This is a genomic window from Halomonas sp. H33-56 (assembly GCF_040147035.1).
In the GTDB taxonomy this organism is placed as follows: Bacteria; Pseudomonadota; Gammaproteobacteria; order Pseudomonadales; family Halomonadaceae; genus Halomonas; species Halomonas litopenaei.
Window position 1 is genome coordinate 3,259,428 of record NZ_JAMSHP010000001.1, and the last position, 21,299, is coordinate 3,280,726.

General features: G+C 64.0%; 16 protein-coding genes. 4 read left to right on the forward strand and 12 right to left on the reverse strand.

What is annotated here, in order from left to right:
* Positions 1–3: 3 nt before the first annotated feature.
* The 3 genes from NFH98_RS14000 to NFH98_RS14010 are packed head-to-tail and all read right to left on the reverse strand — an operon-like array spanning position 4 to position 2,887.
* On the reverse strand, positions 4–1,023 hold the full coding sequence (locus tag NFH98_RS14000; protein ID WP_348826835.1) for an SIS domain-containing protein: 1,020 nt from the start codon (positions 1,021–1,023) through the stop codon (positions 4–6).
* A complete protein-coding gene (nagA, locus tag NFH98_RS14005) occupies positions 1,007–2,143 on the reverse strand; it encodes an N-acetylglucosamine-6-phosphate deacetylase (protein WP_348826836.1) in 1,137 nt (378 codons plus the stop codon). The genes NFH98_RS14000 and nagA overlap by 17 nt, the downstream gene beginning before the upstream one ends.
* A gap of 9 nt (positions 2,144–2,152) precedes the next feature.
* Positions 2,153–2,887: a GntR family transcriptional regulator gene (locus tag NFH98_RS14010; protein ID WP_108133240.1), complete on the reverse strand. Its 735-nt coding sequence runs from the start codon at positions 2,885–2,887 to the stop codon at positions 2,153–2,155.
* A 317-nt stretch (positions 2,888–3,204) separates the two neighbouring features.
* Between NFH98_RS14010 and NFH98_RS14015 the strand changes: the two genes are divergently transcribed.
* The 3 genes from NFH98_RS14015 to gpgF all read left to right on the forward strand — a co-directional run bounded on the left by NFH98_RS14015 (position 3,205) and on the right by gpgF (position 7,504).
* Positions 3,205–5,145: an exoribonuclease II gene (locus tag NFH98_RS14015; RefSeq protein ID WP_348826837.1), complete on the forward strand. Its 1,941-nt coding sequence runs from the start codon at positions 3,205–3,207 to the stop codon at positions 5,143–5,145.
* A 189-nt stretch (positions 5,146–5,334) separates the two neighbouring features.
* The gene (gene gpgS, locus NFH98_RS14020) at positions 5,335–6,450 is read left to right on the forward strand and encodes an N-acetylglucosaminyl phosphatidylglycerol synthase (RefSeq protein WP_108133238.1); all 1,116 of its coding nucleotides are present in this window, start codon (positions 5,335–5,337) and stop codon (positions 6,448–6,450) included.
* Positions 6,443–7,504 carry a glucosaminyl phosphatidylglycerol flippase gene (gpgF, locus tag NFH98_RS14025; protein WP_231498677.1) on the forward strand — a complete coding sequence of 354 codons (1,062 nt, stop codon included), beginning with the start codon at positions 6,443–6,445 and terminating at the stop codon, positions 7,502–7,504. Before gpgS ends, gpgF begins: the two co-directional genes overlap by 8 nt.
* A 121-nt stretch (positions 7,505–7,625) precedes the next feature.
* Here the strand turns inward: gpgF and sucD are convergent, their stop codons facing one another.
* The 9 genes from sucD to sdhC all read right to left on the reverse strand — a co-directional run bounded on the left by sucD (position 7,626) and on the right by sdhC (position 19,335).
* Positions 7,626–8,498, reverse strand: coding sequence for a succinate--CoA ligase subunit alpha (gene sucD / locus NFH98_RS14030; protein ID WP_045992944.1), 873 nt, complete (start codon positions 8,496–8,498; stop codon positions 7,626–7,628).
* Positions 8,498–9,664, reverse strand: a complete 1,167-nt coding sequence (gene sucC, locus NFH98_RS14035; protein ID WP_045992945.1) for an ADP-forming succinate--CoA ligase subunit beta — start codon at positions 9,662–9,664, stop codon at positions 8,498–8,500. Before sucC ends, sucD begins: the two co-directional genes overlap by 1 nt.
* A gap of 185 nt (positions 9,665–9,849) precedes the next feature.
* Positions 9,850–11,286 carry a dihydrolipoyl dehydrogenase gene (lpdA, locus tag NFH98_RS14040; protein ID WP_045992946.1) on the reverse strand — a complete coding sequence of 479 codons (1,437 nt, stop codon included), beginning with the start codon at positions 11,284–11,286 and terminating at the stop codon, positions 9,850–9,852.
* 66 nt (positions 11,287–11,352) lie between these two features.
* On the reverse strand, positions 11,353–12,939 hold the full coding sequence (gene odhB / locus NFH98_RS14045; protein WP_348826838.1) for a 2-oxoglutarate dehydrogenase complex dihydrolipoyllysine-residue succinyltransferase: 1,587 nt from the start codon (positions 12,937–12,939) through the stop codon (positions 11,353–11,355).
* A gap of 39 nt (positions 12,940–12,978) precedes the next feature.
* Positions 12,979–15,816, reverse strand: a complete 2,838-nt coding sequence (locus tag NFH98_RS14050; RefSeq protein ID WP_108133235.1) for a 2-oxoglutarate dehydrogenase E1 component — start codon at positions 15,814–15,816, stop codon at positions 12,979–12,981.
* 301 nt (positions 15,817–16,117) lie between these two features.
* A complete protein-coding gene (locus NFH98_RS14055) occupies positions 16,118–16,828 on the reverse strand; it encodes a succinate dehydrogenase iron-sulfur subunit (RefSeq protein ID WP_045992949.1) in 711 nt (236 codons plus the stop codon).
* Between the two features lie 12 nt (positions 16,829–16,840).
* Positions 16,841–18,613, reverse strand: coding sequence for a succinate dehydrogenase flavoprotein subunit (sdhA, locus tag NFH98_RS14060; protein WP_045992950.1), 1,773 nt, complete (start codon positions 18,611–18,613; stop codon positions 16,841–16,843).
* Between the two features lie 3 nt (positions 18,614–18,616).
* Positions 18,617–18,964: a succinate dehydrogenase, hydrophobic membrane anchor protein gene (sdhD, locus tag NFH98_RS14065; RefSeq protein WP_045992951.1), complete on the reverse strand. Its 348-nt coding sequence runs from the start codon at positions 18,962–18,964 to the stop codon at positions 18,617–18,619.
* Positions 18,958–19,335: a succinate dehydrogenase, cytochrome b556 subunit gene (sdhC, locus tag NFH98_RS14070; protein ID WP_045992952.1), complete on the reverse strand. Its 378-nt coding sequence runs from the start codon at positions 19,333–19,335 to the stop codon at positions 18,958–18,960. Before sdhC ends, sdhD begins: the two co-directional genes overlap by 7 nt.
* Positions 19,336–19,812: 477 nt before the next feature.
* On the opposite strand from sdhC, the gene gltA reads away from it, so the two are divergent.
* Complete coding sequence (gltA, locus tag NFH98_RS14075; protein WP_222517158.1) at positions 19,813–21,099, forward strand: citrate synthase; 1,287 nt, start codon at positions 19,813–19,815, stop codon at positions 21,097–21,099.
* Positions 21,100–21,299: the final 200 nt, after the last annotated feature.

Sequence of the window (21,299 nt, forward strand, 5' to 3'; positions counted from 1 at the left end):
TGATTAGAGCGTGCAGGTCACCTTGCGCAGGTGCCTCGGTTGATCCGGATCGATACCGCGAGCCTCGGCCAGGCGGGCCACCATCGGATAGAAGCTCTGGATCACCGACACCGGTTCCAGCGCCTCGTGACCCGCCGAGGTCAATGTCAGATGGCGCTTGGGCACACGGTCGTCGGCGGCCAGCAGCACCTTGGCACCCACGCTCTCGAGCCACTCGGCCAGCTCCAGCAAGCCCTGCTGTTCGGCGCCGGGGGGGGCGAACACCAGTACCGGATAGCCTGGCTCGATCAGCGCCATGGGGCCGTGCTTGACCTCGGCGCCACTGAAGGGCTCTGCCTGAATGGCGCAGGTTTCCTTGAACTTGAGCGCCGCCTCCTGGGCGATGCCAAGCCCGGTACCCCGGCCGATGACCATCAGCCGATCGGCGTCCTTGAGCGCTTCTACCGCCGTGCTCCAGTCCTGGGCGGCGGCGTCGGTGAGGCGGTCGGGCAGCTCATTGAGCGCCCCCAGCAGCATGGCGCTCTCGTTCCAGTGCGCCATCAGCTGGGCACCGGCGGACAGGGTCGCCAGGAAGCTCTTGGTGGCCGCCACACTCTTCTCTTCACCGGCAAACAGCGGCACTTCCAGATCGCTCGCCCGGCCCAGTGGTGACTCCGGCGTATTGACCAGCGCGATGGTGGTGGCACCACCCTGCTTCAGCGCCTCCTGGCTCGCCACCAGATCGGGACTCTGGCCCGACTGGGAGATGGCGATGGACAGCTGGCCGGCCAATCGCCAGGGCGTACGCGACAGGGTCGACAGTGACGGCGGCAGCGAGGCCACCGGAATGCCGCGAGTCTGCATGCACAGGTAGGCGAGATAGCTGGCGGCGTGGTCAGAGCTGCCCCTGGCCACGGTGACGGCGCCTGTCGGCGGCTCGGCACGCAGGCGATCACCCAGTTCCCGCAGCACTGTCTGGTTACGCGTCAACTGACCGCGCAGGCGTTCCGGCGCGTTCAGCGCCTCTTCAAGCATGAGTGACATGGGATTCTCCAGAGACAAGACGACCGTCCAGATGGACAGAGGTAAGGGTGAGTTCGGGGTCGAGGGTCACGATATCGGCGCGGGCCCCGGCCCCCAGGCGACCGATGTCACGGCGCCCGAGGAAGTCCGCGGGAAAGCGCGACAGCCGATCCGAGGCCTCGGCCAGGCTGAGCCCGACACTGACGAAGTTGCGCAGCGCCTGATCCATGGTCAGGGTGCTGCCGGCCAGGGTGCCGTCGGCCAGACGCACGCCGCCCAGGCACTTGGTCACCTTCTGCTCGCCCAGGCGGTAGTCACCGTCGGGCATGCCAGCCGCCGCGGTGGAATCGGTCACCGCATAGAGCCGCGGAATGCAGCGCAGCGCGGTGCGAATGGCGCCGGGATGTACATGCAGCAGATCGGGAATGATCTCGGCGTACTCGGCGTGGGCCAGCGCCGCCCCGACCATGCCCGGCTTGCGGTGGTGCAGCGCGGTCATGGCGTTGAACAGGTGGGTAAAGCCGCAGGCGCCGTGGGACAGCGCCTCGACGCCTTCTTCGTAGCTGCCCAGGGTATGGCCCAGCTGGACGCGCACGCCCTTGTCGGTGAGGTGACGGATCACTTCGCCATGGCCGCTGATTTCCGGTGCCAGGGTGATCAGCAGGATGGGCGCCAACGCCATCAGTTCATCCATTTCGGCGACGCTGGCGACCTGGGCGTGGGCCGGCTGGGCGCCGAGCTTGCCAGGATTGATGAAGGGCCCTTCGAGGTGTACGCCGAGCACCCGGGAAGCCGCGGGGTCCGGGGCGTCCATATAGCCTGAGATCTCGCCCAGAACCGTACGCACCTCTTCCGGGCGCGCGGTCATGGTGGTCGCCAGCAGGCTGGTGGTGCCAAACCGCAGGTGAGTGCGGGCGAGGGTCGAGACGGCCTCGCGCCCCTCCATGGCGTCGGCTCCGCCACCACCATGCACGTGCAGGTCGACGAAGCCGGGGATCAGCCGAGGGGCATCATTGGTAGAGGGGTCCACGGGGGAGCCCTCGATGGCGGCGATCCGGCCCTGTTCCAGCCGAATCTCACCCAGGCGCCAGCCCTCGGGGGTCAGCACGTTACCGGCAAGGCGGGTGGGAGCGGTACTCATGGCGGTCTCCTAGCGGGCGAGTTCGACGGTGAAGTCGTAGTAGTCGGTACGGCAGTAGGTGATGGTCAGCTCCGCCGGGGTGTCGTCGGCCAGGTAGCCCAGCCGCGTCACCTTGAGCAGAGCCTGGCCTTCGGCCACCTGGGCAAGCCCGGCGAGTTCGGCGTCGGCATTGACCGCGGTGACCTGCTGACGGGCACGCACGATGGGGCGACCAGCCTGCTCGAGCCATTGATACAGCGAGACGTCGACCGCCATGGGGTCCGGCAGCACCGTGACCGGCAGGCAGCTCTCCTCCACCGCCATCACCACGTCATCGGCCAGACGCAGACGCTTGAGTCGCGACACCTGGGCATTGCTCGACAATCCCAGGCGTAGATTCTCCTCGGAGCTCGGCTGGCAGCGCTCGCGTCTCAGCCACTCGGAGCGCGGCGAAAATCCCCGCTGGATCAGCATGTCGCTGAAACTCGCCAGTCGGGTCAGCGGCTGATCCATGCTGGGACGAATAAAGGTGCCGGAGCCGCGGTCGCGTCGGATCAGGCCGCTTTCCTCCAGCTGGTCGAGGGCCTTGCGCGCCGTGATGCGTGACACCGCCAACGCCTCGGCCAGGTTGCGTTCCGACGGCAGCGCCTCTCCGGCGCGCCAGCTGCCACTGCGGATGGCCGCCTCCAGGCCGTTGGCCAGCTGGCGGTACAGTGGCGTGGCAAGCGAGGCGTCGAGGTGCAGGTGCTCGAATCGTGAATCCATGGCGGCGTGGTCCCTGGGAGCTTGGTGATAACCACTATAGCTCCACCTAGAGACCAATTGAATACCAATCTAATACCACATTGGTCGAACCCTGACTGTGCATTTCACGGCGACCCACACGCCCCCTCAACTCCTCTACCGAGGTATTCCCACGGGAGCGAAAGGAGGCGTAGCAAGGATGCCGCACAGGAAGCGGTGAAATTTTGCCGAATGCCGTTTCCAACCCCTTGATTTGTGGCCTCGGGCTCCACGGGGTTTGGCCGGGGCTGCAACAATCCGTATAGTGGCCCCCTTATTCCCGCCACTCGATCGTGACCATGCTGCAGAACAACGCCTTGCTGGCTCAGCTCAAGCAACAGATCCGCGATAACACCCCCCGCGTCACGGGTGTCATCAAAGCCACCGAAAAGGGCTTCGGCTTCCTCGAGTGCGAGGACGGTGCGTCCTATTTCGTGCCGCCCCCCGCCATGAAGAAGGTGCTGCACGGCGACCGCGTCGAGGCAGTGCTGCACGAGGAAGGCGAGCGCAAGTCGGTGGAACCCGACACCCTGATCGAGAGCAACATGCAGCGCTTCGTTGCCCGGGTGCAGAAGCGCGATGGACGCCTGGCGGTGGTGCCTGATCACCCGTCGATCAAGACCGCCATGAAGGCACGCATCAAGCGCAGCCTTGAGGAAGACGCCATCGGTGACGGCGACTGGGTCGTGGCGCGTCTGGTGCGCCACCCGCTCAAGCCCGACGATCGCGCCTTCTTTACCCAGATCGACGAGCTGGTGGCCAAGACCGATGATCCCGCAGTGCCCTGGCGCGTCACCCTGGCCCGCCACGCCCTCGAGCAGGAATGCCCCGACGCCGGCAACGACTGGCCGCTGCGCGACGAAGGCCTGGAGCGAAAGGACCTGACCGCCGAGCCCTTCTTCACCATCGACGGCGAGAAGACCCGGGACATGGACGACGCCTTGCGCGTCGAGGTCCGTGAGGACGGCGGCTGGCGCCTGTCGGTGGCCATCGCCGACCCTACCGCCTACGTCGAGGAAGGCCACGCCGCCGACCTCGAGGCCCGCACCCGCGCCTTCACCGTCTACCTGCCGGGCCAGAACGTCACCATGCTGCCCGAGCAGCTGGCCGACGATCTGTGCTCGCTGCACGAGGGCCAGGAGCGCCCGGTGCTGGCCTGTCGCCTGGACGTCAACGCCGATGGCAGCCTCGGTGACTATCAGTTCTTCGCTGCCACCGCGCGTTCACAGGCTCGCCTGGTCTACGACAACGTCTCTGACTGGCTCGAGGGCCAGGGCGAATGGGCACCCGACGACATCATCGGTGAACAGCTCAAGGCCCTCCGCGATCTGACCGAGGCACGCACCGCCTGGCGTCAGGAGCACGCCCTGGTGTTCAAGGACCGTCCCGACTATGTCTTCGACCTGGACGAGGCCGGCAACGTGCTGGCGATCCGCACCGAAGAGCGGCGCATCGCCAACCGCATGATCGAAGAGTCGATGATCGCCGCCAACGCCTGCTGTGCGACGCTGCTGGCCGACAAGGTCGGTCACGGCATCTTCAACGTCCATCGTGCCTTCGAGGACGACAAGGCCGAGGCCGCCCAGAGCTTCCTGGCGACCCAGGACATCGCCGTCGAGCGTGAGGCGCTGACCGACCTGTCGCGCTACAAGGAGCTCAAGCGTGCGCTGGAAAGCCGCGACGATGCCTGGCTCGACGCCCGCCTGCGCAAGTTCCAGGGCTTTACCGCCATGTCCGCCCAGCCGGGCCCGCACTTTGGCCTGGGACTGGCCGCCTACGCCACCTGGACCTCGCCGATCCGCAAGTACGGCGACATGGTCAACCACCGCCTGATCAAGCGCGTGCTCAAGGGCGAGCAGGCGCCGAAGGAGGCCAGCGTCGAGTTGACCGAGCAGCTCACCGAGCGCCGTCGCCTCAACCGTCTGGCCGAGCGCGACGTCAAGGACTGGCTCTACGTGCGCTACCTGACCCCGGCGGCCAAGCAGCAGGACGTGTTCGATGCCGAGATCATCGCCATCAACCGCGGCGGCATGCGGGTACGCCTGACCGCCAACGGCGCCACCGCCTTCGTACCGGCACCGCTGATGCACGCAGACCGCGACAAGGTGGTGGTCGACGACAAGGAAGGCCGCATCCAGATCGAGGGCGAGGAGCGCTTCAAGCTCGGCGACGCGGTACGCGTCGCCCTGACCGAAGCCAAGGAAGAGACCCGCTCACTGGTGGCCCAGCCCGCCGCCTGAGCGATCCTTCCTGCTCGGTCGCGGCGGTAACACCGCTATCGACCTCGAAGTACAGAAAACGGCGACCTTCGGGTCGCCGTTTTTCGTTCTCCGCCCGGGCGATTCTTCCAGGCACCTTTCCCTGTCGCTGAACTGACTTATTTCCCTCGTAGGCTCATGGCAATGACGCGCTCGCCATGGAGGCCCCTTTTGCATCTCGCCGACGTCACCATGTTTCACGCCCCCGCCAGCGGCGGCGTACGCACCTACCTTCAAGCCAAACACCGGGTGTTTTCGCGCTTCCCGCAGTTGCGCACCAGTCTGCTGGTGCCGGGGGCCGAGCGAGACAGCCTCGGCGACCATCACCAGTTGCCTGCACTGCGCATCCCGCTGGGCCAGAGCTACCGCTTTCCGCTGCGCCGCCGGCCCTGGCGCGACGCCCTGGTGGAGCTATCGCCGGATCTGATCGAAGCCGGCGACCCCTACGTCACCGCCTGGGCGGCACTGGACGCCGGCCAGCGTCTCGGCGTGCCGGTGGTGGGCTTCTACCACTCGGACCTTCCTCGGTTGATGGGGGATCGCTTCGGGCCGATGGTGCAGCGACGGCTGGAGCGCTACGTGGTCGACCTTTACCGCCGCTTCGACAGCGTACTGGCGCCCTGCCAGGCGATGGCCGACCGTCTGACGTCCTGGGGCGTCAAACGGGTGCGGGTGCAGCCCCTTGGCGTCGATCTGGCGACCTTTCACCCGGACAGGCGCGATCCCGAGCTCAGGCGCAAGCTGGGGCTCGGCAACGACAGCCGTCTATTGGTGTTCGTCGGGCGCTACTCACGAGAGAAGAACATCGAGGTGTTGCTGGACACCGCCAGGCGCCTTGGGCCTCCCTACCACCTGCTGTTGATGGGCCCCGGCATGCCCACCGAGGTGCCCGCCAACGTCAGCGTCATCAATCGCTGCGTCGGCGTGCATGAGGTCGCCCGTGCGCTCGCCTCCAGTGATGCCCTGCTGCACGCGGGCACCCGCGAGACCTTCGGGCTGATCGCCCAGGAAGCCATGGCCAGCGGCATCCCGGTGATCGGCGCCAGGGCCGGTGCGCTGATCGAGAACGTGCCATTGGGCGGCGGCGTGCTATGTCAGCCACATTCGGCAGCCGCCATGGCCGAGGCCACCGAGGCGCTGTTCGCCAATGATCCGCAATCGGCCGGGCGCCACGCTCGGCGCTTCGTCGAGCGCCAGTTCGACTGGGACAAGGTGATGATTTCGCTGCTCAACCATTACGAAGCCGTCATCGATCCGGTCTGCCCGCGCGATCGGCGCCATGGCTAGGTTTGGGCCAACACCATCGCTGGACAGGCGCCTGCGTGCCCCTGCCGGGATGCAATCACGCCTGTGGTGGAAGGCCGCCCTGCTGATCCTGACCCTGGCCATCACCCTGCTGCTGCCGTGGTGGCTGGGGGGCGCCGGCACCTTCACTGCGGTTATCGCCTTCCCGCTGCCCCTGCTGGCGCTGATGGTAGCCCTGGCGGTGATCTGCTGGAACCTCAACGCGGCGCGCCTGCGGCTGATGCTCGACGGACGAGCCGGCCGCCTCGGTCAGGGCGGTGCCCTGGCGATCGAGATGTCGTCGAAGTTCGCGCTATGTGCCACCCCGGCCGGGGGCGGAGGCGTCGCCACCCTGCTGTGGCTGCTGGCACGCCGGGGCTATCCGCCGGCCCAGGCCTCGGCCATCTTTCTGGTCGATCAACTGGCCGACATGCTGTTCTTCAGCCTGATGCTGGGCGTACTGGTGTCGCTGTCGATGAGCGGACTGGCCAGCTGGCCTCACCAGACCCTGGTCGAGGCCTCCCTGGCGGCGCTGCTGCTGGCGCTTGTGGTGTTTGCGGTGGTGATCGTGTGGCTACCCTGGCTGCTGCGCCATGTCTCTCCCCCTCCCTTTGTCGGCTCGGGGCCCAGGCGCTGGATGACCCGACGCCTGCTGCGCTGTCGCCGGACCCTGGCGAGTACGCTTGCGCTGCCCAAGGGCGTGCTGATGGCGATCTTCGCGCTGTGCTGCCTGCACTGGCTTGCGCGCTATAGCCTCCTGTATCTGGCGGTGCTGGGGGTGGGCGGCGGCGCCGACTGGGCCTGGACCTTTCTAGTGCAGATGCTGGCCATGGCCGCCAGCCAGTTGAGCGTGCTGCCGGGCGGCGCCGGCGCCGCGGAGGTCAGCGTAGGCGCCCTGCTGCTGCCGCTGATGGCCCGAGAGCAGGCCGCGGCGGCGGTGATCGTCTGGCGCCTGGTCAGCTACCACCTCTATCTGGTGGCGGGCGCGCCGGTGTTCGTGGCACAGGTGGTCGGCTGGTGGCGCACGCGGGCCAATCAATCGTCGCCTCGTCCCTAACGCCTTCCGCGTACTTCCCCCTTCGACCCGCCCCTTCGTCGCATCTGGTGGAGTTCCAGCCACAAAAAAGGCCACCCGGAGGTGGCCTTTATTCTGACGCTTATTCTGACGGTAGGACCGCTTACCAGCCGGTCGCTTCCTTCAGGGCGTCGCCGATCTCGGCCAGGGAGCGCACGGTCTTGACGCCCGCGGCTTCCAGGGCGGCGAACTTCTCGTCCGCGGTGCCCTTGCCACCGGCGATGATGGCGCCGGCGTGGCCCATGCGCTTGCCGGGAGGAGCGGTGACACCGGCGATGTAGGACACCACCGGCTTGGAGACGTGCTCCTTGATGTAGGCAGCAGCCTCTTCCTCGGCGGTACCGCCGATCTCACCGATCATGACGATGGCCTCGGTCGCCGGGTCCTTCTCGAACATCTCGAGGATGTCGATGAAGTTGGAGCCCGGGATCGGGTCACCGCCGATGCCCACACAGGTGGACTGGCCGAAGCCGTGGTCGGTGGTCTGCTTGACCGCTTCGTAGGTCAGGGTGCCGGAACGCGACACGATACCGACCTTGCCCGGCTTGTGGATGTGACCCGGCATGATGCCGATCTTGGTCTCGCCCGGGGTGATGACACCGGGGCAGTTCGGACCGATCAGACGCACGCCCAGCTCATCGCACTTGACCTTGACGTCCAGCATGTCGAGGGTCGGGATGCCTTCAGTGATGCACACGATCAGCTTGATGCCGGCGTTGGCGGCTTCCAGGATGGAATCCTTGCAGAACGGGGCAGGCACGTAGATCACGCTGGCCTCGGCGCCGGTCTGCTCGACGGCTTCCTTGACGGTGTTGAACACCGGCAGGCCCAGGTGCTCCTGGCCGCCCTTGCCCGGGGTCACGCCGCCGACCATCTGGGTGCCGTACTCGATGGCCTGTTCGGAGTGGAAGGTCCCCTGTCCGCCAGTGAAGCCCTGGCAGATGACCTTGGTGTTCTTGTCGATCAGGATGCTCATTACTTGCCCTCCGCTGCCTTGACGACCTGCTGAGCCGCATCGGTGAGGCTCTTGGCAGCGATGATGTTCAGACCGCTGGAGGCCAGTTTCTCGGCACCCAGCTCGGCGTTGTTACCTTCCAGACGCACCACGACCGGCACATTGACGCCGACCTGCTCGACGGCACCGATGATGCCTTCAGCGATCATGTCGCAGCGCACGATACCGCCGAAGATGTTGACCAGCACGGCCTGCACGCTGTCGTCGGACAGGATGATCTTGAACGCCTCAGCCACGCGCTCCTTGGTGGCGCCGCCGCCGACGTCAAGGAAGTTGGCCGGCTGGCCACCGTGGAGCTTGATGATGTCCATGGTGCCCATGGCCAGGCCAGCGCCGTTGACCATGCAGCCGATGTTGCCTTCCAGGGCGACGTAGTTCAGGTCCCACTGGGCAGCGTTGGCTTCACGCTCGTCTTCCTGGGACGGGTCACGCATTTCCTGCAGATCCGGGTGACGGTACAGGGCGTTGCCGTCCAGGTTGATCTTGGCGTCGAGGCAGTGGAGATTGCCTTCGTCGGTGATCACCAGCGGGTTGATCTCCAAAAGCGCCAGATCCTTGTCGTGGAACATCTTGGACAGACCCAGGAAGATCTTGGTGAACTGCTTCACCTGCGCGCCTTCCAGGCCGAGGGCGAAGGCCAGCTCACGCGCCTGGTAGGGCTGTGCGCCGACCAGCGGGTCGATCTCGGCCTTGAGGATCTTCTCGGGCGTCTCTTCGGCGACCTTCTCGATCTCGACACCACCTTCGGTGGAAGCCATGAAGACCACACGCTGGGTGCCACGGTCGACCACCGCGCCAAGGTACAGCTCATTGGCGATGTCGGTGCAGTTCTCGACCAGGATCTTGGCGACCGGCTGACCGTTCTCGTCGGTCTGGAAGGTCACCAGGTTCTTGCCCAGCCACTGCTCGGCGAAGGCCTTGGCTTCGTCCGGGCTCTTGATCAGCTTGACACCACCGGCTTTGCCGCGGCCACCGGCGTGGACCTGGGCCTTGACGACCCACATGTCGCCGCCGATCTTCTTGCAAGCCTCGTAGGCTTCTTCGGGGGTGTCGCAGGCGAAGCCCTTGGAAACGGGCAGACCATAGTCGGCAAACAGCTGCTTGCCTTGATACTCGTGAAGGTTCATCGATTCATGCCATTGGTTGCATGTGACTCGAACGGCGACCCACCCTGCCCCGAGGGACGAAAGTCATCGGGTCGCCACCGACCGCCACCGATACATGGTCGGCGGCGATGCGCTCGCGGAAAACACCGGCAAGCCTGCCAAAACTGCACAGGCTTGCCTAGGATTACCGGGCGCTTGTTGTCTTGCTAGCGCTTCTTGCGGTTGGCCACGTGGATGGCGTGCCCTTCCACCGCCAGCGCTGCCTCGTGCACCGCCTCGGACAGGCTCGGGTGCGCGTAGCAGGTCAGCGCCAGATCTTCGGCGCTGGAGCCGAATTCCATGGCGATAACGCCCTGGGCGATCAGCTCACCGGCGTGCTGACCGACGATGTGCATCCCCAGGATGCGATCGGTCTCGGCGTCGGCGATGATCTTGGCCTGGCCTTCGGTGGCGTTGTTGGCCATGGCACGGCCACTGGCGGCGAACGGGAAACTACCGGTCTTGACCTTGATACCGGCGGACTTGGCGTCCTGCTCGTTCATGCCGACCCAGGCCACCTCGGGGTGGGTGTAGATCACGCTGGGAATGGCGTCGTAGTTCATCTGCGCCTTGTGGCCTGCGATGATGTCGGCCACCATCACGCCCTCTTCGGAGGCCTTGTGGGCCAGCATCGGGCCACGCACGCAGTCGCCGATGGCGTAGACGCCCGGCACGCTGGTGCGGCACTGGTCATCGACGTGGATGAAGCCGCGCTGATCCAGTTCGACGCCCAGGCCGTCGGCTACCACGCCCTTGGTGTAGGGACGACGGCCGACACAGACGATCAGCTTGTCGAAGGTCAGTTCCTTCTCACCCTCGTTGTCCTCGTACTTGACGACGACTTCCTCACCCTTGACCTCGGAACCGGTCACGCGGGCGTTGAGCTTGATGTCCAGACCCTGCTTCTTGAGCAGCTTCTGGGTCTCCTTGGCGATGGCCGAGTCGACCATCGGCAGGAAGCTGTCCATCGCCTCGAGCACGGTCACTTCGCTGCCGAGGCGGCTCCACACGCTGCCGAGCTCAAGGCCGATGACGCCGGCGCCGATGACGCCCAGACGCTTGGGCGTCTCCTGGAACTCGAGGGCGCCGGTGGAATCGACGATCAGACCCTCGGTCAGCGGGGTCGGCGGGATCTCCACCGGCACCGAGCCGGCGGCGATGACGATGTTGTCCGCCTCGACGGTGCTGGACTCGCCGTCCTTGTCGGTGACCTCGACCTTGTTCTTGGCCACGACCTTGCCGGTACCTTCGATGGCGGTGACGCCATTGGCCTTGAACAGCCCGGAGATGCCGCCGGTCAGCTGCTTAACGATCTTGTCCTTGCGCGCCATCATCTTGGACACGTCCATGCTGACGTCGCCGGCCTGGATGCCCATGTCGTCGAAGTCGTGCTGGGCCTCGACGAACTTGTGGGAGGCCTCGAGCAGTGCCTTGGACGGGATACAGCCCACGTTCAGGCAGGTACCGCCGTGCACCACCTTGCCTTCCTTGCCGATCCACTTCTCGACGCAGGCGGTCTTCAGACCCAGCTGAGCAGCACGGATGGCGGCCACGTAGCCACCCGGGCCCGCGCCAATGACGATCACATCATACTTGTCGGCCATGTTGGCTCCTGTTCGTTCTGTGTGCAGAGGCTCTGCAGTAAATCCCTGTCGCTGCCACGGTCAGGCTCAGATTTCCAGCAGCAGACGCGCCGGATCCTCGAGCAGCTCCTTGATGGTGACCAGGAACTGTACCGCATCCTTGCCATCGATCATGCGGTGGTCGTAGGACAGCGCCAGATACATCATCGGGCGAATCTCGACCTTGCCGTTGACCGCCATCGGACGCTCCTGGATCTTGTGCATGCCGAGGATCGCGGTCTGCGGCGGATTCAGGATCGGGGTCGACATCAGCGAGCCGAAGATGCCGCCGTTGGTGATGGTGAAGGTACCGCCCTGCATGTCCTCGATGCCCAGCTTGCCTTCGCGTCCGCGCTTGCCGAAGTCGACGATGCCCTTCTCGACGTCGGCGATCTTCATGCTGTCGGTATCGCGCAGCACCGGCACCACCAGGCCACGGTCGGTGGATACGGCCACGCCGATGTCCTGATAACCGTGGTAGACGATGTCGTCACCGTCGATGGAGGCGTTGACATCAGGGAAGCGCTTGAGCGCCTCGGAAGCCGCCTTGACGAAGAAGCCCATGAAACCGAGCTTGACGTCGTGGGCCTTCAGGAAGGTGTCCTTGTACTGGGAGCGCAGCTCCATCACCGCACCCATGTCCACCTCATTGTAGGTGGTCAGCATGGCAGCGGTCTGCTGAGCCTGGACCAGACGCTTGGCGATGGTCTTGCGCAGACGGGTCATCGGCACGCGCTTCTCGGGGCGCTCGCCTTCCACGGCCGGGGCTGCGGTGGCGCCGGAGCTGGCCTTCTTGGCCGGCGCGGACTTCTTGGCGCCGCCGTCCTTGACCGCCTTGAGCACGTCTTCCTTGAGGACGCGACCGTCCTTGCCGGTGCCCTTGATGGCACTGACGTCGAGGTCGTGCTCGGCGATCAGCTTGCGCGCGGCAGGCGCCACGATCTTGTCACCGACCTGCTCGTCGCTGTCGCCATCGTCGGCGCTGGCCTTGGGCGCTTCCTGATCGGCGGTATCGGCAGAGCCACCGCCTGCACCCACCTCGAACACCGCCAGCACGGCCTCGGACTCCACGGTGTCGCCTTCCTCGATCTTGATCTCGGCCAGGGCGCCATCTTCCGGTGCGACCACCTCGAGCACGACCTTGTCGGTCTCGATCTCGGCCAGCACTTCGTCACGCTTGACCGCTTCGCCGACCTTCTTGGTCCAGCTGGCGACGGTCCCTTCCTGCACCGACTCGGGGAAGCTCGGTGCCTTGACGTCGCGCTTCTCGCCGCCGCCCTTGGGCGCTTCGGCCGGCTTCTTCTCAGCCTTGTCGTCGGACGCTTCGGAAGCGGCTTCCCTGGCGTCGTCCTCGTCTTTCTCGGACGACTCCTCGGACGCTTCCTTGGACTCGCCGCCGCCTTCACCGATGCGGCCCAGGACCTGCTCGGACTCCACGGTGTCGCCTTCTTCCACCAGCACCTCTGACAGGGTGCCGGCTTCCACCGCCACCACCTCGAGCACGACCTTGTCGGTCTCGATCTCGACGATCAGTTCGTCACGCTCGACGCTGTCACCCGGCTTCTTGTGCCAGGTACCTACGGTGCCTTCGGCAACGGATTCCGGAAAGGATGGTGCCTTGATCTCGGTAGCCATGTCGTATCCTTAGTGTTCTCTCTCTTCCCGATGGTCGCCTTAGAGATTGAAGGCGTCTTCCACCAGTTGGCGCTGCTGTTCGGTGTGTACGGACATGTAGCCCGCCGCGGGAGCCGCCGATGCCGGACGTCCGGCAAACTTCAGCTGACCGCCCAGGCCGTCCTTGAGCGAATCGGCGACGATGCGCAGATTGTGCTGCATGGAATACCAGGCGCCCTGGTTCAGGGGCTCTTCCTGACACCAGACGATGTCGGTGACGCCGCTGTAGTCCTTGAGCGTCTCGATCAGCTCTTCCTTGGGGAACGGATAGAGCTGCTCGACGCGCACGATCGCTACATCGTCACGCAGGTTCTCCTCGCGCCAGTTGGCCAGATCGTAATAGACCTTGCCCGAGCACATGATGATCCGCTCGACCTTGGACGCATCACGCTGTCCCTGGTCGGGCAGCACCATGTTGAAGCTGCCGTTGGCGAGGTCCTCGAGGCTCGAGGTGGCTTCCTTGTGGCGCAGCAGGCTCTTCGGCGACATCACCACCAGCGGCTTGCGCAGCGGGCGAATCACCTGACGGCGCAGCAGGTGATAGATCTGCGCCGGGGTGGTCGGCACGCACACCTGCATGTTGTGCTCGGCGCACAGCTGCAGGAAGCGCTCGAGACGCGCCGAGGAGTGCTCGGGGCCCTGCCCTTCGAAACCGTGGGGCAGCAGCATGGTCAGGCCACACAGACGACCCCACTTGGTCTCGCCGGAGGAGATGAACTGGTCCACCACCACCTGGGCGCCGTTGAAGAAGTCACCGAACTGCGCTTCCCAGATCACCAGCGCGTTGGGCATGGTGGTCGAGTAGCCGTACTCGAACGCCAGCACCGCCTCCTCGGAGAGGAAGGAGTCATGGATAGTGAAACGCGGCTGACCGTCCGCCATGTGCTGAAGCGGCACGTAGGTGGAACCGTCGGCCTGGTTGTGGATCACCGCATGGCGGTGCGAGAAGGTACCGCGTCCGACATCCTGACCGGTCAGGCGAATCGGGTGCCCCTGCTCGAGCAAGGTGGCGTAGGCCAGGGTTTCGGCGAAGCCCCAGTTCATGGCCAGCCCACCGCCCTGCATCTTGCGGCGATCATCGTAGATCTTGGCGACCTGACGCTGCACCTTCACCCCGTCAGGGATCTCGCACATCTTGGCGGCAAGCTGCTTGAGCCGCTTCATGTCGAAGGTGGTATCGGCGTGCCCGGTCCACTCGTGACCGAGGTACGGCTTCCAGTCGACGAACAGTGAGGTGTTGGGTTCCTGCACCAGGGCGTTGGCCACGTGATTGCCGGCGACCAGATCATCGCGATACTTCTCGACCACCGCCTTGGCTTCGTCTTCGCTCAGCACGCCCTGCTTGACCAGGCGCTCGGCGTAGATCGCACGAGAGGACGGATGGTCCTTGATCTTGCGGTACATCATCGGCTGGGTGCCGGAGGGCTCGTCGGCCTCGTTGTGGCCGCGGCGGCGGTAGCACACCAGGTCGATGACCACGTCCTTCTTGAACTGCTGACGATAGTCCAGGGCCACCTGGGTCACGTGGAGCACCGCGTCGGGATCGTCACCGTTCACGTGCAGGATCGGCGCCTGCACCATCTTGGCGATGTCGGTGCAGTACTCAGTGGAACGCGCGTCCTCGGGATGCGACGTGGTGAAGCCGACCTGGTTGTTGATGACGATGTGCACCGTACCACCGGTCTTGTAGGCACGGGTCTGGGACATCTGGAACGTCTCCATGACCACGCCCTGACCAGCGAAGGCGGCATCGCCATGGACGTTGATCGGCAGCACCTTGCCGCCATCGACATCGTCGCGGCGATCCTGGCGAGCGCGCACCGAGCCTTCCACCACCGGCGCCACGATTTCGAGGTGCGAGGGGTTGAAGGACATCGCCAGGTGAACCTCACCGCCCGGCGTCATCACGTTGGAGCTGAAGCCCTGGTGATACTTGACGTCACCGGAACCGCGCTCGATCAGCTTCTTGCCGTCGAACTCGTCGATCAGCTCGCCGGGGTTCTTGCCGAGGATGTTGACCAGCACGTTGAGGCGACCGCGGTGGGCCATGCCGATGACCACTTCCTTGGTGCCGTAGCTGCCCGCGCGCTGGATCAGCTCGTCCATCATCGGAATGAAGGTCTCGCCACCCTCAAGGCCGAAGCGCTTGGTGCCCGGGTACTTGGAGGCCAGGTAGCTTTCCAGCCCTTCGGCCGCGGACAACCGCTCGAACAGCTGCTTGCGGCGATCATCACCATGGTCCGGAGCCGAGCGCACCGACTCGAAACGCTGCTGCAGCCAGCGCTTCTCTTCGGTATCGACGATATGCATGAACTCGCAGCCGATCGAACGGCAATAGGTGCGATCCAGCGCATCGACGATTTCCTTGAGCGGCGCCTGGTCCTTGCCCAGGAAGAAGGAACCGGTCTGGAACTCGGTATCGAGGTCGGCCTTGGACAGCTGGTGGAACGCCAGATCAAGATCAGGCACCGGCTTCGGATCACGCAGCCCCAGCGGGTCGATGTCGGCCTTCTGGTGGCCCCGGAAGCGATAGGCGTTGATCAGCTGCAGGACCTTGACCTGCTTGCGGCTCTCTTCGCTGTCGACAGGCGTGCTGCCGGCAACGGCGGTGCGACGTTCGCGGCCAAGCTGATAGAACTGATCACGGATCGGTGAGAGGGGGGTCTCGTCGGACGGGGCGCCTTCCTGGCGTGACAACTCGTCGAAGTAATCGCGCCATTCATCGGTGACGGCGCTAGGGTCGTCGAGGTACTGCTCATAGAGCGCTTCCACGTAGTGGACGTTGCTGCCCGTCACGTGAGAGGAGCGCCACATCAACTCCATTATGCCTTGTTGCATCTCTCGGTCACCCTGCACTGATGGGGTGGTAGTGGGCTCGATGCTCGTGATCTACCGCGGGCGTGGCGCAGGCCCCTCAGTGGAAGGCGTCCTGCCCATCGTCACCCTTGGCACTGACCATCATCGAGCGCCCTGGTGGTTCTGCCGCGGTCATCGGGGCCGCGGTCGATCTGCCTAGCGGTCTTGCATCATGCTCAAAAGCCGGTGCCCATGGCACCGGCTCCTGACGCTGTCATCCGGGGGCGCGACAGGATGCCGCGCCCCCGGACCGAGCCCATGATAACAAGCCCGGCGCCACGATTTAAGTGGCATTCGCCAGCAACATCTCACGGATCTTGCCGATCGCCCGAGTCGGGTTAAGCCCCTTGGGACAGACCGCCACGCAGTTCATGATGCCGCGGCAACGGAATACGGAGAACGGATCCTCCAGCTCCGACAGACGCTCCTGGGTCGCCGTATCGCGGGAATCCGCGAGGAAGCGATAGGACTGCAGCAGGCCGGCGGGACCGACGAACTTCTCCGGATTCCACCAGAACGACGGGCACGAGGTCGAACAGCAGGCGCATAGAATGCACTCATACAGACCGTCGAGCTTGTCGCGCTCTTCCGGAGACTGCAGGCGCTCGATGGCCGGCGCCGGCGTGTCGTTCTGCAGGTACGGCTGGATCTTTTCGTACTGCTTGTAGAACAGCGCCATGTCGACCACCAGGTCACGAATGACCGGCAGACCGGGCAAGGGACGCAGTACCAGCTTGTTGTTCTTGACCACCTCGGACAGCGGGGTGATACAAGCCAGGCCGTTCTTGCCGTTCATGTTCATGCCGTCACTACCACAGACGCCTTCACGGCAGCTGCGACGGAAGGCCACGGAGCTGTCGTCCTCCTTGATCATCTCAAGCAGGTTCAGCACCATCAGGTCGCGACCCTGGGTGTCGACCTCGAACTCCTGCATATAAGGCGCGGAGTCGGTTTCCGGGTTGTAGCGGTACAGGGATACCTGAAGCTTGGACATGTTGACTCCCCCTTAATAGGTACGGATTTTCGGCTCGAACTTGTCGACGGTCTTCGGCGCGAAATTGACATCGCGCTGGCCGACCCGCTTCTCGCCGGGGAAGAACATGGAGTGCTTCAGCCAGTTGGCGTCGTCACGATCCGGATAGTCGTAGCGGGAGTGCGCACCGCGACTCTCCTTGCGCTCCAGTGCCGCGATGGCGGTGGCCTCGGCCACTTCCATCAGGTTGTCGAGCTCGAGAGCCTCGACCCGGGCAGTGTTGAACGCATGGGACTTGTCGGCCAGATGAGCGTTGGCGATCCGTCCACGCAATTCGGCCAGCTTCTCGACGCCCTCGACCATGTTCTTCTCTTCGCGGAACACGCCGAAGGAGTTCTGCATGATGCTCTGCAGCTCGCGCTTGAGCTCAGGCACGCTCTCGCCGCCTTCGGACTCGTTCCAGCGAGTGATGCGTTTCATCGCGGTCTCGATGTCGGACTCGCGGGCATCCAGGTACTCGATGCCTTCATTGAGCGCGCTCTCGATGTACATGCCGGCGGCACGCCCGAACACCACCAGATCCAGCAGCGAGTTGCCGCCCAGGCGGTTGGCACCGTGCACGGAGACACAAGCTGCCTCGCCACAGGCGTAGAGACCATTGATGATCTGGTCGTTGCCGTCGGCATCCTGGGCAATCGCCTGACCATGCACGTTGGTGGCGATACCACCCATCATGTAGTGGCAGGTCGGCACCACCGGGATCGGCTCCTTGGCCGGATCCACGTGGGCGAAGGTCTTGGCCAGCTCGACGATGCCCGGCAGACGCTTGGACAGCACCTCCTCGCCCAGATGGTCGAGCTTGAGGAAGACGTGATCGCCGTCTTCACCGCAACCACGGCCTTCGAGGATTTCCATGACCATGGAGCGCGCAACCACATCGCGGCCGGCGAGGTCCTTGGCGTTCGGCGCATAACGCTCCATGAAGCGCTCGCCGTCCTTGTTGACCAGGTAGCCGCCTTCACCGCGACAACCTTCTGTCACCAGCACACCGGCACCGTGGATACCGGTCGGGTGGAACTGCCACATTTCCATGTCCTGCATCGGCACACCGGCACGCAGCGCCATGCCGATACCGTCACCGGTGTTGATCAGGGCATTGGTGGTGGAGGCATAGATGCGACCGGAACCGCCGGTGGCCAGCACGGTAGCCTTGGACTTTACGTGCACCACTTCACCGGTCTCGATATCCATGGCGATACAGCCGACCACGTCACCGTTGGCGTTCTTCACCAGGTCGACGGCGTACCATTCATTGAGAAAGGTGGTGTTATTTTTCAGATTGTTCTGGTACAGCGTGTGCAGCAGAGCGTGTCCGGTACGGTCGGCCGCGGCGCAGGTACGGGCCGCCTGGCCGCCTTCGCCAAAGTTCTTGGACTGACCGCCGAACGGGCGCTGATAGATCCGCCCATTGTCGAAACGGGAAAACGGCAGGCCCATGTGCTCGAGTTCGAACACCGCCTTCGGCCCCTCGGAACACATGTATTCCGCAGCGTCCTGGTCGGTGATGTAGTCACCGCCCTTGACGGTGTCGTACATGTGCCAGCGCCAGTCGTCGTTGGGGTCGGAGGAAGCGATGGCACAGGTAATGCCGCCCTGGGCGGACACGGTGTGCGAACGCGTCGGGAAGACCTTGGACAGCACCGCGGTCTTCTTGCCGGACTTGGCCAGCTCCAGCGCCGCACGAAGGCCGGCACCACCGCCACCGATGATGATGGCGTCAAAGGTCAAACTACGCATGGTTGACATGTATCAGGCTCCCCACAGCACTTGGATGCCCCAGACCAGGAACACGAAGATGGCAATGATGATGACGGACTGGGTGCCGACACGAATGGCGGTCGGCTTGATGTAGTCGGTGGTCACGGTCCACAGGCCCACCCAGGCATGGGCGGCCAGCGAGACGAAGGCCAGCAACGAGAAGATTCGCATCCAGGTCTGCTCGAACAGACCGCTCCAGGTGGCATAGTCGAGCTGCGGATGAGCCAGCAGATAGACCACCAGAAAGACCGTGTAGAGCGCCATGACAACCGCACTGGCGCGCTGGATGATCCAGTCGGACAGGCCGCTGCGGCTGAAGCTCGTGATGTTGGTTACCATACCCAGACTCCCGCCAGAATGATCAGGACAACGCTCGCCACGATGGTGATCTGCGCCTTTTTCACCGCACCTTCCAATGACACGCCGATGTTGGCGTCCATAATGAAGTGCTTGCAGCCGGCGACGAAGTGGAAGGCCAGAGCGGACAACAGTCCCCAGGCCACCAGCTTGGCGAAGAAGTTGTGCGCCAGCGCATCACGTACGGCGTCGAAACCGGCCGGCGAGGACAACGAGGCGTCCAGCGCCCAGAAGCCGAAGATCAGACCGACGAAGAGAATGACGCCAGTGACCCGGTGGGTAATCGACGTCAAGGCGGGAAGGGGGAAGTGGATCGTGGATAGATCCAGATTTACGGGTCGTTTGCTATTCACGGCTCTCTACACACTCTCTTGGCCCACTCTACGACATACGGGCCAGAGGCCCGAGCGGGCGGTGGTTTTGGGAAGGGCGCTGTCGTGACCCAACCTGCGACAAGTTGGACACGACCTCCTGTTCCTGCCAGTCGCGGCCTGAATTATAGGGACATGCCCCCACCATGACAAATGGCATGACCATGCAATTTGGCGAACGCTTCGTCGGAAAATGCGGCAAAGCTGCATAAAAATGCGACTTCGTCAAGTTGCTGCACTGCAAAAGGACAGCCTATGATGCAAAGCATCATAACCTGTACAACACCTATACTGCTAAATGAGCATAGTACAACAGCAAGCGTTCAATGGGAGAATTGACAATATCCTGAACGCTTCTATAGTGGGCGAACCTTTTTTGCCGGGCGACCCCCTATTCGTCGGCACGTTAGTGAGAAATGACAACGTATCGCTCCATATCGAACACGAAGGAGGCCTGACATGGCTGAGAGAAAAGCGACCCTGACGGTGGATGGTCTGGAGAAACCTGTCGAACTTCCCGTCCATTCAGGCACCCTCGGCCCCGACGTCGTTGACGTGCGCGGACTCGGAGCGGAAGGCCTCTTTACCTTCGACCCCGGCTTCCTGGCCACCTCTTCCTGCGAATCCGGCATCACCTACATCGATGGCGCCAACGGCGTGCTGCTGCATCGCGGCTACCCGATCGAGCAACTGGCCAAGCATTCCAACTTCGTCGAGCTCTGCTACACCCTGCTGTTCGGTGAACTGCCGGACGAAGAGCAGTACAAGGACTTCGAGCACCGGGTGCGCAACCACACCATGGTCCACGAGCAGATCGCCAACTTCTTCAAGGGCTTTCGCCGCGACGCCCACCCCATGTCGATCATGTGCGGCGTGATCGGCGGCCTGGCAGCCTTCTACCATGACCACCTAGACATCACCCAGGCGCAGGACCGCGAGATCAGCGCCATTCGCCTGATCGCCAAGATGCCGACCATCGCGGCCATGTCCTACAAGTACAACATCGGCCAGCCTTTCAACTACCCGCGCAACGACCTGAACTATGCAGAGAACTTCCTCTACATGATGTTCAGCAATCCGTGCGAGCCTTACGAGATCAATCCGGTCTACGCCAAGGCCATGGACCGCATCTTCATGCTGCACGCGGACCACGAGCAGAACGCTTCCACCTCCACGGTGCGTCTGGCAGGCTCCACCGGCGCCAACCCGTTTGCCTGCATCAGCGCCGGCATCGCGGCTCTGTGGGGTCCAGCCCACGGTGGCGCCAACGAAGCAGTGCTCAACATGCTCGACGAGATCGGCGACGACTCCGAAGAGAACATCCAGCGCTTCATCGACAAGGCCAAGGACAAGGATGACCCGTTCAAGCTGATGGGCTTCGGTCACCGCGTCTATCGCAACTTCGACCCGCGCGCCAAGGTCATGAAAGAGACCTGCGACGAGGTCCTGGAAGAACTGGGCAAGGCCGACGATCCGCAACTCAAGATCGCCAAGCGCCTGGAGCAGATCGCCCTGGAAGACGAGTACTTCGTCGAGCGCAAGCTCTACCCGAATGTCGACTTCTATTCCGGCATCATCCTCAAGGCGATGGGCATCCCGACCAACATGTTCACGGTCATCTTCGCGGTATCCCGTACCATCGGCTGGATCTCGCACTGGAACGAGATGATCAGCGAAAGCTACAAGATCGGTCGTCCGCGCCAGCTCTACACCGGGCATCCCAAGCGCGACTACCCGTCCAAGTAATTCGCCGACCAGGTAATTCGCGTGGCGCCCGCTGCCCCATGCAAGGGAATCGCCGCCACGCCAGAAGACGCACCATCCCGCGTCGCATTACCATGAAAAGGGCCGCCCTCCGGGGCGGCCCTTTTTTTGTTCAACTTTTTTGCCCAACGGATGAACGGACACGCCTACCGGCGCTATGCTGACCCCCTCTAGCGAAACAA

Coding starts and splice junctions, on each gene's coding strand:
- NFH98_RS14000 (WP_348826835.1), bottom strand. CDS start 1,023: ATGTCACTCATGCTTGAAGAGGCGCTGAACGCGCCGGAACGCCTGCGC.
- nagA (WP_348826836.1), bottom strand. CDS start 2,143: ATGAGTACCGCTCCCACCCGCCTTGCCGGTAACGTGCTGACCCCCGAG.
- NFH98_RS14010 (WP_108133240.1), bottom strand. CDS start 2,887: ATGGATTCACGATTCGAGCACCTGCACCTCGACGCCTCGCTTGCCACG.
- NFH98_RS14015 (WP_348826837.1), top strand. CDS start 3,205: ATGCTGCAGAACAACGCCTTGCTGGCTCAGCTCAAGCAACAGATCCGC.
- gpgF (WP_231498677.1), top strand. CDS start 6,443: ATGGCTAGGTTTGGGCCAACACCATCGCTGGACAGGCGCCTGCGTGCC.
- sucD (WP_045992944.1), bottom strand. CDS start 8,498: ATGAGCATCCTGATCGACAAGAACACCAAGGTCATCTGCCAGGGCTTC.
- sucC (WP_045992945.1), bottom strand. CDS start 9,664: ATGAACCTTCACGAGTATCAAGGCAAGCAGCTGTTTGCCGACTATGGT.
- lpdA (WP_045992946.1), bottom strand. CDS start 11,286: ATGGCCGACAAGTATGATGTGATCGTCATTGGCGCGGGCCCGGGTGGC.
- odhB (WP_348826838.1), bottom strand. CDS start 12,939: ATGGCTACCGAGATCAAGGCACCATCCTTTCCGGAATCCGTTGCCGAA.
- NFH98_RS14050 (WP_108133235.1), bottom strand. CDS start 15,816: ATGCAACAAGGCATAATGGAGTTGATGTGGCGCTCCTCTCACGTGACG.
- NFH98_RS14055 (WP_045992949.1), bottom strand. CDS start 16,828: ATGTCCAAGCTTCAGGTATCCCTGTACCGCTACAACCCGGAAACCGAC.
- sdhA (WP_045992950.1), bottom strand. CDS start 18,613: ATGTCAACCATGCGTAGTTTGACCTTTGACGCCATCATCATCGGTGGC.
- sdhD (WP_045992951.1), bottom strand. CDS start 18,964: ATGGTAACCAACATCACGAGCTTCAGCCGCAGCGGCCTGTCCGACTGG.
- gltA (WP_222517158.1), top strand. CDS start 19,813: ATGGCTGAGAGAAAAGCGACCCTGACGGTGGATGGTCTGGAGAAACCT.